The following is a 15765-nucleotide window of genomic DNA, read 5'->3' as shown; positions in this document are numbered from 1 at the left end:
TCAGGTAGACATATATACAATTTAAATGGTCAAACTAATAATAAATAGAAGAAATTTTAATATAGAGGTAAAAGAATGAAAAATTATTTAAATGTCGGAAAAATTGTAAATACACATGGAGTTCGCGGAGAGGTTCGTGTTATTTCAAGAACTGATTTTCCAGAAAAACGTTACGTAAAAGGTAATACACTATATTTCTTTAAAGAAAATGAAACAACACCAATTGAATTAATCGTAACAAGTCACCGTGTACATAAAAATTTTGATTTACTTACATTTGAAGGGTATGAGTCTTTAAACTCTGTAGAACCACTTAAAAATGGGATTTTAAAGATTACTGAAGATCAATTACACGAGCTAGATAAAAATGAGTACTATTACCATGAAATCATTGGTTGTGTTGTTGAGACAGTTGATGGAGAAGAAATCGGAAAAATAAAAGAAATTTTATCTCCAGGTGCAAATGATGTTTGGGTTATACAAAGAAAAGGTCAAAAAGATGCTCTTATTCCTTATATCGAGCAAATTGTGAAAGAAATAGATGTGGAGAATAAAAAAGTTAAAATCGAATTAATGGAAGGTCTATTATGATGAAATTAGATTTTCTAACTCTTTTTCCAGAAATGTTTGAAGGAGTTTTAAATTCTTCTATTCTAAAAAAAGCACAGGAAAAAGAGGCTGTTAAGTTTCGTTGTGTAAATTTTAGAGATTTCTCTACGAATAAACATTCAAATGTTGATGACTACCCATATGGTGGGGGCGCTGGTATGGTACTAGCCCCACAGCCTATTTTTGATGCTGTTGATGAATTAGTATCAAAAAGTGAAAATAAGCCGAGAGTAGTCCTTCTATGCCCTCAAGGAGAGCGATTTAGTCAACGTAAAGCTGAAGAGCTTGCAAAAGAGGAGCATTTAATCTTTATTTGTGGACATTATGAAGGTTATGATGAACGAATTCGTGAACATGTAGTGACAGATGAAATCTCAATTGGAGATTATGTATTAACAGGTGGAGAACTAGGTGCTATGGTAATTGCTGATAGTGTTGTTCGGTTATTACCTGGTGTACTTGGTAATACAACTTCAAAAATTGAAGATTCATTTAGTACAGGTTTATTAGAGCATCCTCATTACACAAGACCTGCCGATTTTAGAGGCCATAAAGTACCAGATGTTTTATTATCTGGAAATCATGCTCTAATCGAAGAATGGCGAACAAAACAATCTTTTAAGCGAACGATAACGCGTCGTCCAGATTTACTTGAAAACTACGATCTATCTAAAAAAGAGTCGCAATGGATGGATCAAGTAAAAGAAGAATTAAAACAAGAAAACTAGTTGCGCGCACTAATAGAATATGTTAATATAACTTGTGGCTTGAGTAATTACTTAAGCCTTTATTCTCGGTGTTCCGCTGCGAGTCACTAAATCTTGTAAGAGCATCGGTTGGAAAAGGAGAGCATAAATTATGCAAAATTTAATCAACGAAATTACAAAAGAACAACTAAGAACTGACTTACCAGCATTCCGTCCTGGTGATACTGTACGAGTTCACGTTAAAGTTGTTGAGGGTACTCGTGAGCGTATCCAATTATTCGAAGGTGTAGTTATTAAACGTCGTGGTGGCGGAATTAGCGAAACTTTCACAGTTCGTAAAATTTCTTACGGAGTTGGTGTTGAACGTACGTTCCCAATTCACACTCCAAAAATTGCTAAATTAGACGTTGTTCGTCGCGGTAAAGTACGTCGTGCTAAACTTTACTACCTACGTGCACTTACTGGTAAAAAAGCAAGAATTAAAGAACTTCGATAGTCTTTTGAAAGGAGCTTGTATAAAACAAGCTCCTTTTTTTCCAATATTTGTAGATTATGGATATAATAAAAAGTAAAATAGAATACATAAATAAAGTTATTAACTTTACTGGTTTAAAACTGCAAAACGTATGGTTATTAAATGGAGGGATTAGGTTGAAAGAAAGCAATAGTGGTGGAATTTGGGAATTAGTTAAAACAATTTTTATTGCGCTTGTACTTGCACTTGGTATTCGAACATTCCTTTTTACACCGGTTTTAGTTGATGGTATCTCAATGATGCCAACACTACAGGATCAAAGTAGAATGATTGTAAATAAAATCGTATACAAACTACATGAACCTAGACGTTTTGATATAGTGGTCTTCCATGCTACAAAGGAAAAAGATTATATTAAACGAGTTATTGGCTTACCAGGTGACACAGTAGAATATAGAAACGATGTCCTATATGTTAACGGTAAACCGTTTAAAGAACCATATTTAAACGAATATAAAAAAGAAACAACAGATGGTCCTCTAACTGAAGACTTTAAGTTAGAAGAGATTACTGGTAGAAAAACTGTACCTAAAGGACAAGTATTCGTTTTAGGTGATAATCGTCGATTAAGTAAAGATAGTCGTATTATCGGAACAGTTAGTCAAAAAGAAATTTTAGGCCGAGCAAGTTTTGTTTTTTGGCCGTTATCTGAGGTTGAAATGGCTAAATAAAAGCCGAATTAATCTTGATTATTCAATGTATAAGAAGGTGGCAACATGACGATTCAATGGTTTCCAGGCCATATGGCAAAAGCTAGAAGACAAGTTACAGAAAAACTTTCACTAATTGATGTAGTAATTGAATTAGCGGATGCAAGGGTACCCGCAGCTTCTAGAAATCCAATGATCGATGAAATAATTTCAAATAAACCAAGATTACTTTTGTTAAATAAAGCGGATTTAGCGGATCCAAGAATTACTCAGCAATGGTTAGCGCATTATGAAAAACAAGGCGTAATGGCAATTGCTATCGATGCGGCATCTGGACAAGGGTTAAAAGCAATTATTTCTTCTTGTGAAATACTTGTAAAAGAGAAGTTTGATAAAATGAGATCTAAAGGGATTAAACCTCGCGCAATTCGAGCGTTAATTGTAGGGATCCCGAATGTTGGTAAGTCGACTTTAATCAATAAGCTTGCACGAAAGAATATTGCTAAAACTGGTGACCGTCCAGGCGTAACGCAAGCACAGCAGTGGATAAAAGTAGGGAAAGAAATTGAACTGCTTGATACACCAGGTATATTGTGGCCTAAATTTGAAGACCAACTTGTAGGTCTTCGTTTAGCAACTACAGGAGCAATTAAAGATAGTATCATTAACCTTCAAGAGGTAATGATTTATGCGATTAAATATTTAAGAGAGTTTTATCCAAATGTATTAAAAGAAAGATATGACATGAATGAGGAAGTTTTATTTTCTGAAGAAGTCGTTGATATTTTTGATCATATTGGAAAGAAACGTGGATTACTTATGTCAGGCGGAATTATAGATTATGATAAAACATCTGATTTATTTTTACGTGAGCTAAGAGCGGGAAAATTAGGAAGATTAACTTTCGAAAATCCATCAATGCTTGAAGTGACTGATGAAATATTAGAAGAAAGTGCGCAAGAATAAGCGTACTTTCTTCTTTTTTAATGAAAATTAAGGAGTTCTAGATTATGTCTCTGAAAATAGATGAAATAAAAAATAAACTAAGTGAATTAACTGACCCAACAAATGAACTCTTAAAAGAATTAGAAAGTGATCAAAGAATTGGTGTGCAAAAGCTAATTGCTAAATGGTATAGAGAACAAGAAAAAAAAGATTTAGCTAGAAAGAAATTTCTTAAAATGATGGAATATGAACAGAATCTTTATAGTCAAAATATAAAGTTAATTGCAGGAGTAGATGAAGTTGGTAGAGGTCCATTAGCTGGTCCTGTTGTAGCAGCAGCTGTAATTTTAGCGGAAAATACTGAGCTAATTGGATTAGATGATTCAAAAAAATTATCGAAAGAGAAACGACAGTACTTCGTAAAGCGGATCAAGGAAGAAGCAATTTCTTATGGAGTTGGAATGGCCAGTTCAACTGAAATTGATGAAATCAATATTTATGAAGCAACTAAATTAGCGATGAGACGTGCAATTGAACAACTTACTCATTCGCCTGAACATTTATTAATTGATGCAATGAAACTCCCGCTAGATATTTCTCAAACATCAATCATTAAGGGCGATGCAACAAGTATCAGTATAGCAGCTGCATCTGTACTTGCAAAAGAAACAAGGGATTCTTTAATGTGCGAACTAAGTTTAAAGCATCCAAACTACGGATTTGAAAAGCATATGGGATATGGAACAAAGGAACATCTAAAAGCGATTGATGAGCATGGAATTATTAATGAACATAGAAGATCCTTTGCACCAATAAAAGATAAAGTTTGAATGTAAAAATAATTGGTAGTTAACATACATCAAATTACTGAAGTGGACTAAAATATATTAGATTAATGACAGTTAAGATTACATAATATTCTAAGTTTATATTAAGTAGATCAATGAATCGAAATGATGTAAACCTAAAATCAAAAATGATTCAAACTGTCGTTAATCTATTTTTTATAGGGTAAGGATATATTATTGGAAAAATAATATTGTAATATGATAAACTACATTGACTATTGTATATGAAAAGGTTTTCTATAAAAAACATAGAATATTTAATTCTTTTCTACTAAAGTATTTACAGTATATTCTGTAAGAGATACAATAGGGATGTGTTTTAATTTGTCTTGTTCTAAAAGGGGAGGATGGATCATGAATATCCATGAGTATCAAGGGAAAGAAATCCTACGAAGCTATGGCGTAAAAGTACCAAACGGTAAAGTTGCATTCACAGTTGAAGAAGCAGTAGAAGCAGCTAAAGAATTAGGTACAGCTGTATGCGTAGTAAAAGCTCAAATTCACGCTGGTGGCCGCGGTAAAGCGGGTGGCGTAAAAGTAGCGAAAAATTTAGATGAAGTAAATACATATGCTAGTGAAATACTAGGTAAAGTATTAGTTACTCATCAAACTGGACCAGAAGGTAAGGAAGTTAAGCGCTTACTTATCGAAGAAGGCTGCGATATTAAAAAAGAATATTATGTTGGTTTAGTTTTAGACCGCGCTACTTCTCAAGTTGTATTAATGGCTTCTGAAGAAGGTGGAACTGAAATTGAAGAAGTAGCAGAAAAAACACCTGAAAAAATCTTTAAAGAGTATATTGATCCAGCAGTAGGTCTACAAGGCTTCCAAGCTCGTCGTATTGCGTTCAATATCAACATTCCAAGCAACTTAGTAAACAAAGCTGTTAAGTTCATGATGGGCTTATATAGTGCGTTTATCGAAAAAGATTGCTCAATCGCTGAAATTAACCCATTAGTAGTTACTGGTGATGGTGAAGTAATGGCATTAGATGCAAAGTTAAACTTTGACTCAAATGCTTTATATCGTCATGCAGACATTTTAGCTTACCGTGACTTAGAAGAAGAAGATCCAAAAGAAATCGAAGCTTCTAAGTATGACTTAAACTATATTTCTTTATACGGAAATATCGGATGTATGGTTAATGGTGCTGGTCTAGCAATGGCTACAATGGATATCATTAAACACTACGGTGGAGACCCGGCTAACTTCCTTGATGTTGGGGGCGGTGCTACAGCTGAGAAAGTTACAGAAGCATTTAAAATCATCCTTTCTGACCAAAATGTTAAAGGTATTTTCGTTAATATCTTCGGTGGCATCATGAAGTGTGATGTTATTGCTGAAGGTGTAATCGAAGCAACTAAACAAGTTGGTTTACACTTACCATTAGTTGTTCGTTTAGAAGGAACGAATGTTGAATTAGGTAAGAAGATTCTTAATGAGTCTGGCTTAAACATTGTTGCAGCAGATTCAATGGCTGATGGCGCTGAAAAAATCGTTGCACTTGTAGGCTAAGAAAGGGAGGATAAAAATGAGCGTATTCATTAATAAAGATACAAAAGTCATTGTACAAGGTATTACTGGTTCACAAGGCTTATTCCATACAACTCAAATGTTAGAGTATGGTACAAAAATCGTTGGTGGTGTAACTCCTGGTAAAGGTGGAACTGACATTGCTGGCGTACCTGTATTCAATACAGTTAAAGATGCAGTTGAAGCTACTGGTGCTAATGCATCTGTAATCTACGTACCACCAGCATTTGCTGCTGATGCAATCATGGAAGCAGTTGATGCAGAATTAGATATCGCTATTTGTATTACAGAAGGTATTCCAGTACTTGATATGGTAAAAGTTAAAAAGTACATGGAAGGCAAAAAGACTAGATTAGTTGGTCCTAACTGTCCTGGTGTTATCACTCCAGATGAGTGTAAAATTGGTATCATGCCTGGTTACATTCACAAAAAAGGTCATGTAGGAATCGTATCACGTTCTGGTACATTAACTTATGAAGCTGTACATCAATTAACTCAAGCTGGTATTGGTCAATCTACAGCTGTAGGTATTGGTGGAGACCCTGTAAATGGAACAAACTTCATCGATGTATTAAAAGCATTCAATGAAGATCCAGAAACTTATGCAGTTATTATGATCGGTGAAATCGGTGGAACTGCAGAAGAAGAAGCTGCTGAGTGGGTACAAGCTAATATGGCGAAACCAGTAGTAGGATTTATTGGCGGTCAAACAGCTCCAGAAGGTAAACGTATGGGACATGCTGGTGCTATCATCGCAGGCGGTAAAGGTACTGCTAAAGAGAAAATGGCTACAATGGAAAGCTGTGGCATTAAAGTTGCACTTACTCCTGCAGTAATGGGCGAAACTTTAATTGGTGCATTAAAAGAGCGTGGCTTATATGAACAATGTAAGACACATGAAGCTTTAGTATAAGAATGATAAATTAAGTAGCCTCCGATAGGAGGCTACTTAATTATTAGACAAAAGTTCGAAAAATATGATTATCAGTCTGAGTAGCCTCCGATAGGGGGCTACTTTCTTATAAGAAAGGAGAATACATGGAAAAGAAAATTCGACTTATTCATTTGCATCATTTTTTATTTGAAAACTATCAAGCAATCAAAAAGATCCTTCTCTATGATCCACATTTAGAAAACCTCTATCAATACTCATCTTCTACATTTAAAACTACATTTCAAATGACTTCAAACGCCGCTGAAAAATTATATAGTCAACTTCATTCAACTTCCATTTTTGATATTTTAAAAGAAAGCTATAAAAAAAATATTAAAATTATTACAATTTATGATGATTTATATCCGGATTTGTTAAGAGAAATATGTGACCCTCCGTTTGTTTTATATTTAAAAGGAAATCAAAATATCCTTAATGAACAATTTATGTTGAGTATAATTGGAGCTAGAAAACCAACTTTATTTGCGAAAATTATTTGTGATTCGATAATTTTAGGCCTAATAAAAGAAAATTGTGTTATTGTAAGTGGAATGGCATCTGGATGCGATTCAATTGCACATAATTCTGCTATTTTCCACAACGGAACAACGATTGCAGTTGTCGGTTGTGGGTTAGACTATATTTATCCGAAAGAAAACCGTAACTTATTTAATGAAATATCATTAAATCATTTAGTTATTAGCGAATATCCATATTATATTGGACCAGAAAAAAGATATTTTCCTAGAAGAAATAGAATTATTGCTGGGTTAACAAAAGGTTTAATCGTTTTAGAGGCTAAGGAGAAGAGCGGGACGATGATTACTGCAAATTTTGCAATTCAATATAATAGAGAGGTATTTGCAGTGCCAGGTCCGATTATAATGGAAGAATATAAAGGAAATCATCGATTAATTCAGGATGGAGCGAAATTAATTACATGTACAAATGATATTTTAGAGGAATTTTAGGAATATACTAAAAAATAAAAAAATATGTTTATATTACAAAATATTGACAATACTAAGGCGACTTGTGTTATTTTATATCTAAATAAAATTTGACTAATGTATAGAATAAACTATACAATTTGAAATTGTATGAAGGAAAATCAAAAATATAAATTGAACTCTTCTTATTATGAATCTATTTGAGAATACATAAGAATAAAAGAAAGAAATAAGGAATACAGAGAGTAATGAATAGGAAACTCTCGGGAGGCTTAAAAGATGGCAGAAAATTTAGTTATAGTGGAGTCCCCTTCAAAGGCTAAAACAATAGAAAAGTACTTAGGTAAGAAATTCAAAGTAATCGCATCAATGGGACATGTTCGAGATCTACCTAAAAGCCAGATGGGGATTGAAATAGAAAACGATTACAACCCAAAATACATAACAATCCGTGGAAAAGGTCCAGTTTTAAAGGATTTAAGATCTGCTGCGAAAAAAGCAAAAAAAATCTATCTAGCAGCCGATCCAGATCGCGAAGGTGAAGCAATAGCATGGCATATTGCGAATACACTTAATATCGATACATCATCGGATTGTCGTGTAGTGTTTAATGAAATTACTAAAGATGCTATTAAAGAGTCTTTTAAAAAACCTAGACCAATTAATATGAATTTAGTAGACGCTCAGCAAGCAAGACGTGTGCTAGATCGATTAGTAGGGTATAACATAAGCCCATTACTATGGAAGAAAGTGAAAAAGGGCTTAAGTGCAGGTCGAGTTCAATCTGTCGCTCTTAGACTAATCATCGAACGAGAAAAAGAGATTGGAATTTTCCAACCTGAAGAATATTGGACAATTAAAAGTAAGGCTTTAACAAAGAAAGAAACATTTGATACTTCTTTTTACGGAGTTAATGGTAAAAAAGTGGAATTGAATTCTGAAACTGATGTAAAAAATGTTTTATCACAAATTAAAGGTGATCACTTTGAAGTTCTAAGTGTTACTAGAAAAGAACGTAAACGTAATCCAGCAACTGCTTTTACTACTTCCTTACTACAGCAGGAAGCAGCTAGAAAATTAAATATGCGTGCAAAGAAAACGATGATGATTGCACAGCAATTATATGAAGGAATTTCCCTAGGTAGTGGAGGCCAGGTCGGGTTAATCACATATATGAGAACTGATTCAACTAGAATATCCGATGTTGCGGCTGAGGAAGCAAAATCTTATATAATTGATACTTATGGTGCAGATTTTGTTGCTACAAATAAAAAAAGCGAAAAAAAATCAGATAAAGTACAAGATGCACACGAAGCAATTAGACCAACATCAACTTTACGTTCGCCTGATACAATCAAAGCTCATGTTAGCCGCGATCAATATCGACTTTATAAATTAATATGGGAACGATTTGTTGCTAGTCAGATGGCATCTGCAATACTAGATACGGTAAAAGTTGACTTAATTAATAACGATGTAATATTTAGAGCCAATGGGTCAGTAGTTAAATTCCCTGGTTTTATGAAGGTGTATATAGAAAGTAATGATGATGGCACAGAAGAAAAAGATCGTATCCTTCCACCGTTAGCTGAAGGTGAGAAAGTTAAATTAGAAGATCTATTACCTGAACAACATTTTACTCAGCCACCACCACGTTACACGGAAGCTAGATTAGTAAAAACTCTTGAAGAGTTAGGGATTGGTCGTCCATCAACTTATGTACCAACTTTAGAAACGATACAAAAACGTGGATATGTTTCATTAGATAATAAAAGATTTGTCCCTACTGAACTAGGTCAAATAGTATTTGATTTAGTCGTTGAGTTTTTCCCAGAAGTAATTAATATTGAGTTTACGGTTCAAATGGAAGGTGACCTTGATAAAATTGAAGACGGCAATGTGAACTGGATTCAAATCATCGATCAATTTTATAGAGGTTTTGAGAAGCACTTAGAAATAGCTGAAAAAGAAATGCAAAAAGTTGAAATTAGAGATGAACCTGCTGGTGAAGACTGTGAATTATGTGGAAGCCCGATGGTATTTAAAATGGGCAGATACGGTAAGTTCATGGCATGCTCAAACTTTCCAGATTGCAGAAATACAAAAGCAATCGTAAAAGATATTGGTGTCAAATGTCCTACATGTAAAGATGGGAATATAATCGAACGTAAATCGAAAAAGAATCGAATATTCTATGGATGCACGAATTATCCTGCATGTGAATTCTTATCATGGGATAAGCCAATTGCGAGACCATGTCCGAAATGTGAAAACTTATTAGTTGAAAAGAAAATGAAAAAAGGTATTCAAGTTCAATGTGTATCATGTGACTACAAAGAGGATCAACAAGTGTAAGCAATTAATTTTCTCGCACTTAGACTGCCAGCAAAAACGCTTGCTATCCTCGTTGACTCGTCGCCTGCCGAGGTGCTTATTACTGTTTAGGTTAACTTTAGTTCCTCGTTAGGATTCGCGACTCGAAAGTCAAACGTTTTCAATCAGACTTAAAATTCATATTTACTGAGACTTTGTCCAAATAAAAGTGTGAGCAATTAATTTGCTCACTTTTACTTTTCATATCAACTTTTAATTTAGAAATCTTTAAGAAAAAATTATAAAATATTATTACGTAATTTAGATTGAATCAGCGTAGAAGGAGTTAACAATGAAAGAACAATTTATTAATGTAATTGGAGCAGGTTTAGCAGGAAGCGAGGCCGCTTATCAAATCGCAAAAAGAGGAATTAAAGTTCATTTATACGAGATGAGACCAGTTAGACAAACACCTGCTCATCATACTGACAAGTTTGCTGAATTGGTTTGTAGTAATTCACTAAGAGCGAATACATTAACGAACGCTGTAGGTGTATTAAAAGAGGAAATGAGAAGATTAGATTCAGTTATTATTCGATCTGCTGATGAGTGTGCTGTACCAGCAGGTGGTGCATTAGCTGTAGACCGACATGAGTTTGCTAGCCGAGTAACTGAGTATGTAAAAAATCATCCAAATGTAACTGTGCATAACGAAGAAATGACTAAAATTCCTGAAGGACCAACAGTAATCGCAACAGGTCCTTTAACATCACCTGAGCTATCTCAGCAATTAAAAGAATTAACGGGTGAAGATTATTTCTATTTTTATGATGCAGCGGCTCCAATCGTAGAAAAAGAAAGTATTGATTTAAATAAAGTATATTTAAAATCAAGATATGATAAAGGTGAAGCAGCTTACTTAAATTGCCCAATGACAGAAGAAGAATTTGATCGTTTTTATGAAGCATTAACTACAGCAGAAACAGTTCCTTTAAAAGAATTTGAAAAAGAGATTTTCTTTGAAGGATGTATGCCAGTTGAAGTAATGGCTAAACGTGGAAAGCAAACGTTATTATTTGGTCCAATGAAACCAGTAGGCTTAGAGGATCCAAAGACTGGTAAGACGCCACATGCAGTTGTACAACTACGTCAGGATGACAGTGCTGGAACTTTATATAATATAGTAGGATTCCAAACGCATTTAAAATGGGGCCCTCAAAAAGAAGTATTGCAATTAATACCTGGGCTTGAGAATGCTGAAATTGTACGATATGGTGTAATGCATCGAAATACGTTTATAAATTCGCCGAATCTACTAGAGGCAACCTATCGTTTTAAAGGACGTCAAGATTTATTCTTTGCAGGTCAAATGACTGGAGTGGAAGGTTATGTAGAATCTGCAGCATCTGGTTTAGTAGCGGGAATAAATGCAGCTAGATACGTAATGGAGAAAGAATTAGTCGTATTCCCAGCAGAAACTGCAATTGGAAGTATGGCTAATTATATTACGACAACAAGTGCAAAACACTTCCAACCTATGAATGCTAACTTCGGTCTATTCCCAAGACTTGATGTAAAAATTAAAAGAAAACAAGAACGATATGAAGCTTATGCAAACCGTGCATTAGAATCAATTATGAATTTTGTAGAATGTTAAGAAAATAAATTGCAAATAGCTACTTAATATGTTAGTATGTAGTGGCTTGTGAGGAGAAATTACCTTGAATATTAAAATATTGTGTCAATTATTCATTCAGTATTTACAATTAGAGAAAAACTCTTCACAATACACATTAAATAGTTATAAAAAAATTGTTGAACAATTTCTAGTTTTTATGGAGCAACAATCCATTATTTCATTTTCTTCAGTTACTTATTCTGATGTTCGTCTCTATTTAACAACTTTGCATGACAAACAGCTATCAAGACGTACAGTCTCAAAGCATATTTCTTGTTTAAGAAGTTTCTATCGTTTTCTTATGAGAGAAAATGAAGCAAAAGAGAATCCTTTTGTATTAGCGTCACTTCCTAAAAAAGAAACTATGATACCAAGATTTTTGTACAAGGAAGAACTTGAAAAACTATTTAAGATTAGCAATCTAGATACGGAACTTGGACAAAGAAATCAAGCTCTTTTAGAATTGCTATATGCTACCGGAATCCGAGTAAGCGAATGCTGTAATTTGAAATTAAAAGACATAGATTTTCAAATTGGGACTATTTTAGTAACAGGCAAAGGGAATAAACAGCGGTATATTCCCTTTGGCAGTTATGCAGAAAAAGCTCTTCATACATATATAGAAGATGGCCGAAATAGACTGATAATAGCTAACAAGCAAATGAATGACGATCTTTTTTTGAATCACCGTGGTACAAAACTAACGGCAAGAGGTGTCCGTGGTATTTTAGAAAAAATGATCAAAGATACTTCGTTGACTAATAAAATCTATCCACATATGTTAAGGCACACCTTTGCTACGCATATGCTTGATAACGGTGCTGATATTCGTAGTGTTCAAGAATTACTTGGACATGAGAATTTATCATCTACTCAAATCTATACACATGTAACGAAGGAAAGATTACAAAAAGTATACAATTTACATCATCCTAGAGCATAAACACGCTCAATTTTAGAAATTAATCAACGTTTCTAAGGAGGATTCACATGTCCAATTTTCATGCTACAACGATTTTCGCAATCAGACACGATGGTAAAAGTGCCATGGCTGGTGATGGCCAAGTAACTTTTGGGAATGCAGTAGTAATGAAGCACACTGCAAGAAAAGTTAGAAAGCTTTTTAATGGAAAAGTTTTAGCTGGTTTTGCAGGATCAGTTGCGGATGCATTTACTTTATTCGAACTTTTTGAGGGCAAGTTAGTTGAATATAATGGTAATATTCAACGAGCTGCTGTTGAATTAGCAAAAAAATGGAGAACAGATCGAGTATTACATAAACTTGAAGCATTGCTAATCGTAATGGATCATAATTCATTATTATTAATTTCTGGTACTGGTGAAGTTATTGAGCCTGACGATGGAATTCTTGCAATCGGTTCTGGAGGGAATTACGCTCTAGCAGCAGGTCGTGCATTAAAGGAAAACGCAGGGGAAAATCTTTCAGCAAAACAAATTGCATATGCTAGTTTAAAAACTGCAAGTGATATTTGTGTGTATACGAACGGAAATATAATTTTAGAAGAATTAGAATAGGAGAGTGTATTATGAGTACTTCTTTCACGCCTCGTCAAATTGTTGAAAAACTTGATCAATATATTGTTGGACAGCAACAAGCGAAAAAAGCAGTAGCAATTGCACTCAGAAATCGATATCGTAGAAGTTTACTTGAAGAGTCATTCCGTGATGAAATTTCACCAAAAAATATTTTAATGATTGGACCAACAGGTGTTGGTAAAACTGAAATTGCTAGAAGGATGGCAAAACTAGTTGGTGCGCCATTCATTAAAGTTGAAGCTACTAAATTTACAGAAGTTGGTTACGTTGGAAGAGATGTCGAATCAATGGTTCGCGATTTAGTCCAAACTTCTATTCGAATTGTAAAAGAAGAGCGTATGAATAAGGTGAAAGATCAAGCTGAAAAAAATGCGAATCAAAGATTAGTAAAACTTCTAGCACCAAGTACGAAAAAACAAGCTTCATTCAAAAACCCACTTGAGATGCTTTTTAATCAAGATTCACAAAACTCGAATGCTGAGCAAGAAGAGAATGATACAGAATTAACATCTAAAAGAAGAAATATAGAATTTCAACTATTATCTGGAAAACTAGAAGAAGATCTTGTGTCTATTGAAGTAGAGCAACAACAAGCTCCGATGCTAGATTTTATGCAAGGAACTGGAATGGAACAAATGGGAATGAACTTCCAAGAGTCATTAGGTAGTCTATTTCCAAAGAAAACTAAAAAAAGAAAGCTTCCTGTTAAAGAAGCTCGTAAGATTTTAACGAATGAAGAAGCTCAGAAATTAATCGATATGGATGAAGTAACACAAGAAGCAGTTTATAGAGCTGAACAACTAGGGATTATTTTCATTGATGAAATTGATAAGATTGCAAGTAAGCAAAACTCTACTCAAGATGTTTCGAGAGAGGGCGTACAAAGAGATATCTTACCAATCGTTGAGGGAAGTACGGTTGTGACAAAATATGGACCGGTTAAAACGGATCATGTTCTATTTATTGCAGCTGGTGCATTCCATATTTCCAAACCATCAGATTTAATACCAGAATTACAAGGTCGCTTCCCAATTCGTGTAGAATTAGGGAAATTATCTGTTGAAGATTTTGTTGGTATTTTAGTTGAGCCTGATTTTTCAATTATTAAACAATATAAAGCTTTATTGTCTACAGAAGGTATACAAATCGAATTTTCTGACGATGCTATACGTAGAATAGCAGAAATAGCATTTGAAGTTAATCAGACAACAGACAACATAGGCGCAAGAAGATTGCATACTATTATGGAAAAACTTCTTGAAGACCTATCGTTTGAAGCTTCTGAAATTCAAATGGGAACAATTATGATTACACCACAATATGTAAATGAAAAGCTCGCAAATATTGCAAAAGATAAAGATATAAGTCAATTCATTTTATGATTTAGCTAAGAACACTTTTGAATTCAACCATGAGATTACTAAGAGGTTCAAAGGAAACGTACAATTAAATAGGAGGCATTTAGAAAGATGCAATTATTAGAAAAAACAAGAAAGATTAATAAGTTATTACAACAATCTGCAGGGAAGCCAGTTAACTTTAAAGAAATGGCAGATACATTAGAAGAAGTTATTGAATCAAACGTATTTATTTTAAGTCGTAAAGGGAAATTATTAGGTTACGGTCTTCACCAAAAAATCGAAAATGAACGTATGCAAAAAATGTTCAGCGATCGCCAATTCCCTGAAGAATATACACAAAACCTATTTAATATTAATGAAACATCATCAAATATAGACATCAATAGTGAGCACACTGCATTCCCAGTTGAAAATAAAGATTTATTTTCTGGCGGTTTAACAACTATTGTACCGATTATCGGTGGTGGTGAGCGCTTAGGTACTCTTGTTCTAGCTCGAATTAATCATGATTTTGAAAATGATGATTTAATCTTAGCTGAATATGGCGCTACAGTAGTAGGTATGGAAATTCTACGTGAAAAAGCTGAAGAAATTGAAGAAGAAGCTAGAAGTAAAGCTGTTGTACAAATGGCTATTTCATCTCTTTCTTATAGCGAATTAGAAGCAATCGAACATATTTTTGAAGAATTAAATGGCTATGAAGGTTTATTAGTAGCAAGTAAAATTGCTGACCGTGTAGGAATTACAAGATCAGTGATCGTAAATGCACTTCGTAAATTAGAAAGTGCTGGTGTTATCGAGTCTAGATCATTAGGTATGAAAGGTACTTATATTAAAGTACTAAATGATAAATTCTTATTAGAGTTAGAGAAATTAAAATCTAACTAATTAGTATAGTCACTTCTTAATGAAGACTATAAGATAAACTTAAGTTTAAACCTTTTCTCAATAAAAATTGGGAAAAGGTTTTTTTGTCTTTATTAAATTAAAAAAGGGTTAGAATTGTACAGATTTTTATATTAGAATAAAATGATTAGCTAAATAGAGACTATTTTCCTTTTTTGTCTAAATGAGATATATAGACGAATTGGAAATTATGGTATGATTAAAAAATATTTACTTGATTATAGTGATAAAATTTAAAC

The 15765-nt window shown here is 33.7% G+C and carries 15 protein-coding genes; all 15 read left to right on the top strand.

Features of this window, described 5'->3' with window-relative positions; genetic code table 11:
- The first annotated feature begins 75 nt into the window (after positions 1–75).
- Positions 76–591, top strand: a complete 516-nt coding sequence (rimM, locus tag ACFWM3_RS05170) for a ribosome maturation factor RimM (RefSeq protein ID WP_390310577.1) — start codon at positions 76–78, stop codon at positions 589–591.
- Positions 591–1337: a tRNA (guanosine(37)-N1)-methyltransferase TrmD gene (gene trmD / locus ACFWM3_RS05165; RefSeq protein WP_056471176.1), complete on the top strand. Its 747-nt coding sequence runs from the start codon at positions 591–593 to the stop codon at positions 1335–1337. Before rimM ends, trmD begins: the two co-directional genes overlap by 1 nt.
- 130 nt (positions 1338–1467) lie before the next feature.
- Positions 1468–1812, top strand: a complete 345-nt coding sequence (gene rplS / locus ACFWM3_RS05160) for a 50S ribosomal protein L19 (protein WP_025569026.1) — start codon at positions 1468–1470, stop codon at positions 1810–1812.
- Between the two features lie 155 nt (positions 1813–1967).
- Positions 1968–2522 carry a signal peptidase I gene (gene lepB / locus ACFWM3_RS05155; RefSeq protein ID WP_390310574.1) on the top strand — a complete coding sequence of 185 codons (555 nt, stop codon included), beginning with the start codon at positions 1968–1970 and terminating at the stop codon, positions 2520–2522.
- Between the two features lie 45 nt (positions 2523–2567).
- Positions 2568–3467, top strand: a complete 900-nt coding sequence (gene ylqF, locus ACFWM3_RS05150; RefSeq protein ID WP_097975497.1) for a ribosome biogenesis GTPase YlqF — start codon at positions 2568–2570, stop codon at positions 3465–3467.
- 41 nt (positions 3468–3508) lie between these two features.
- A complete protein-coding gene (locus ACFWM3_RS05145) occupies positions 3509–4276 on the top strand; it encodes a ribonuclease HII (RefSeq protein WP_286131701.1) in 768 nt (255 codons plus the stop codon).
- Positions 4277–4648: 372 nt separating this feature from the next.
- A complete protein-coding gene (gene sucC, locus ACFWM3_RS05140) occupies positions 4649–5809 on the top strand; it encodes an ADP-forming succinate--CoA ligase subunit beta (protein WP_056470885.1) in 1161 nt (386 codons plus the stop codon).
- Positions 5810–5825: 16 nt separating this feature from the next.
- Positions 5826–6740: a succinate--CoA ligase subunit alpha gene (sucD, locus tag ACFWM3_RS05135; RefSeq protein WP_056470883.1), complete on the top strand. Its 915-nt coding sequence runs from the start codon at positions 5826–5828 to the stop codon at positions 6738–6740.
- 125 nt (positions 6741–6865) lie between these two features.
- Complete coding sequence (gene dprA / locus ACFWM3_RS05130; RefSeq protein WP_390310573.1) at positions 6866–7732, top strand: DNA-processing protein DprA; 867 nt, start codon at positions 6866–6868, stop codon at positions 7730–7732.
- Between the two features lie 258 nt (positions 7733–7990).
- The gene (gene topA / locus ACFWM3_RS05125; RefSeq protein ID WP_390310571.1) at positions 7991–10066 is read left to right on the top strand and encodes a type I DNA topoisomerase; all 2076 of its coding nucleotides are present in this window, start codon (positions 7991–7993) and stop codon (positions 10064–10066) included.
- 310 nt (positions 10067–10376) lie between these two features.
- Positions 10377–11681 carry an FADH(2)-oxidizing methylenetetrahydrofolate--tRNA-(uracil(54)-C(5))-methyltransferase TrmFO gene (gene trmFO / locus ACFWM3_RS05120; RefSeq protein WP_056470875.1) on the top strand — a complete coding sequence of 435 codons (1305 nt, stop codon included), beginning with the start codon at positions 10377–10379 and terminating at the stop codon, positions 11679–11681.
- A 64-nt stretch (positions 11682–11745) separates the two neighbouring features.
- Complete coding sequence (gene xerC, locus ACFWM3_RS05115) at positions 11746–12645, top strand: tyrosine recombinase XerC (protein ID WP_056470873.1); 900 nt, start codon at positions 11746–11748, stop codon at positions 12643–12645.
- Positions 12646–12692: 47 nt separating this feature from the next.
- Positions 12693–13238, top strand: a complete 546-nt coding sequence (hslV, locus tag ACFWM3_RS05110) for an ATP-dependent protease subunit HslV (RefSeq protein WP_056470870.1) — start codon at positions 12693–12695, stop codon at positions 13236–13238.
- Positions 13239–13249: 11 nt separating this feature from the next.
- Positions 13250–14641: an ATP-dependent protease ATPase subunit HslU gene (hslU, locus tag ACFWM3_RS05105; RefSeq protein WP_390310568.1), complete on the top strand. Its 1392-nt coding sequence runs from the start codon at positions 13250–13252 to the stop codon at positions 14639–14641.
- Between the two features lie 87 nt (positions 14642–14728).
- On the top strand, positions 14729–15508 hold the full coding sequence (codY, locus tag ACFWM3_RS05100; protein WP_056470865.1) for a GTP-sensing pleiotropic transcriptional regulator CodY: 780 nt from the start codon (positions 14729–14731) through the stop codon (positions 15506–15508).
- The last annotated feature ends 257 nt before the right edge of the window (positions 15509–15765 follow it).

The organism is Gottfriedia sp. NPDC058432 (genome assembly GCF_042721555.1).
GTDB lineage: Bacteria > Bacillota > Bacilli > Bacillales > Bacillaceae_G > Gottfriedia.
The sequence above is the reverse complement of the archived record's forward strand: the minus strand, read 5'-3'. Positions and strand labels throughout refer to the sequence as shown.

Bases quoted from the DNA above. Each gene is read 5' to 3' on its own strand.
- trmD (WP_056471176.1), top strand. From the start codon at position 591: ATGAAATTAGATTTTCTAACTCTTTTTCCAGAAATGTTTGAAGGAGTT.
- hslV (WP_056470870.1), top strand. From the start codon at position 12,693: ATGTCCAATTTTCATGCTACAACGATTTTCGCAATCAGACACGATGGT.
- rplS (WP_025569026.1), top strand. From the start codon at position 1,468: ATGCAAAATTTAATCAACGAAATTACAAAAGAACAACTAAGAACTGAC.
- trmFO (WP_056470875.1), top strand. From the start codon at position 10,377: ATGAAAGAACAATTTATTAATGTAATTGGAGCAGGTTTAGCAGGAAGC.
- ylqF (WP_097975497.1), top strand. From the start codon at position 2,568: ATGACGATTCAATGGTTTCCAGGCCATATGGCAAAAGCTAGAAGACAA.
- topA (WP_390310571.1), top strand. From the start codon at position 7,991: ATGGCAGAAAATTTAGTTATAGTGGAGTCCCCTTCAAAGGCTAAAACA.
- rimM (WP_390310577.1), top strand. From the start codon at position 76: ATGAAAAATTATTTAAATGTCGGAAAAATTGTAAATACACATGGAGTT.
- dprA (WP_390310573.1), top strand. From the start codon at position 6,866: ATGGAAAAGAAAATTCGACTTATTCATTTGCATCATTTTTTATTTGAA.
- sucC (WP_056470885.1), top strand. From the start codon at position 4,649: ATGAATATCCATGAGTATCAAGGGAAAGAAATCCTACGAAGCTATGGC.
- hslU (WP_390310568.1), top strand. From the start codon at position 13,250: ATGAGTACTTCTTTCACGCCTCGTCAAATTGTTGAAAAACTTGATCAA.
- sucD (WP_056470883.1), top strand. From the start codon at position 5,826: ATGAGCGTATTCATTAATAAAGATACAAAAGTCATTGTACAAGGTATT.
- codY (WP_056470865.1), top strand. From the start codon at position 14,729: ATGCAATTATTAGAAAAAACAAGAAAGATTAATAAGTTATTACAACAA.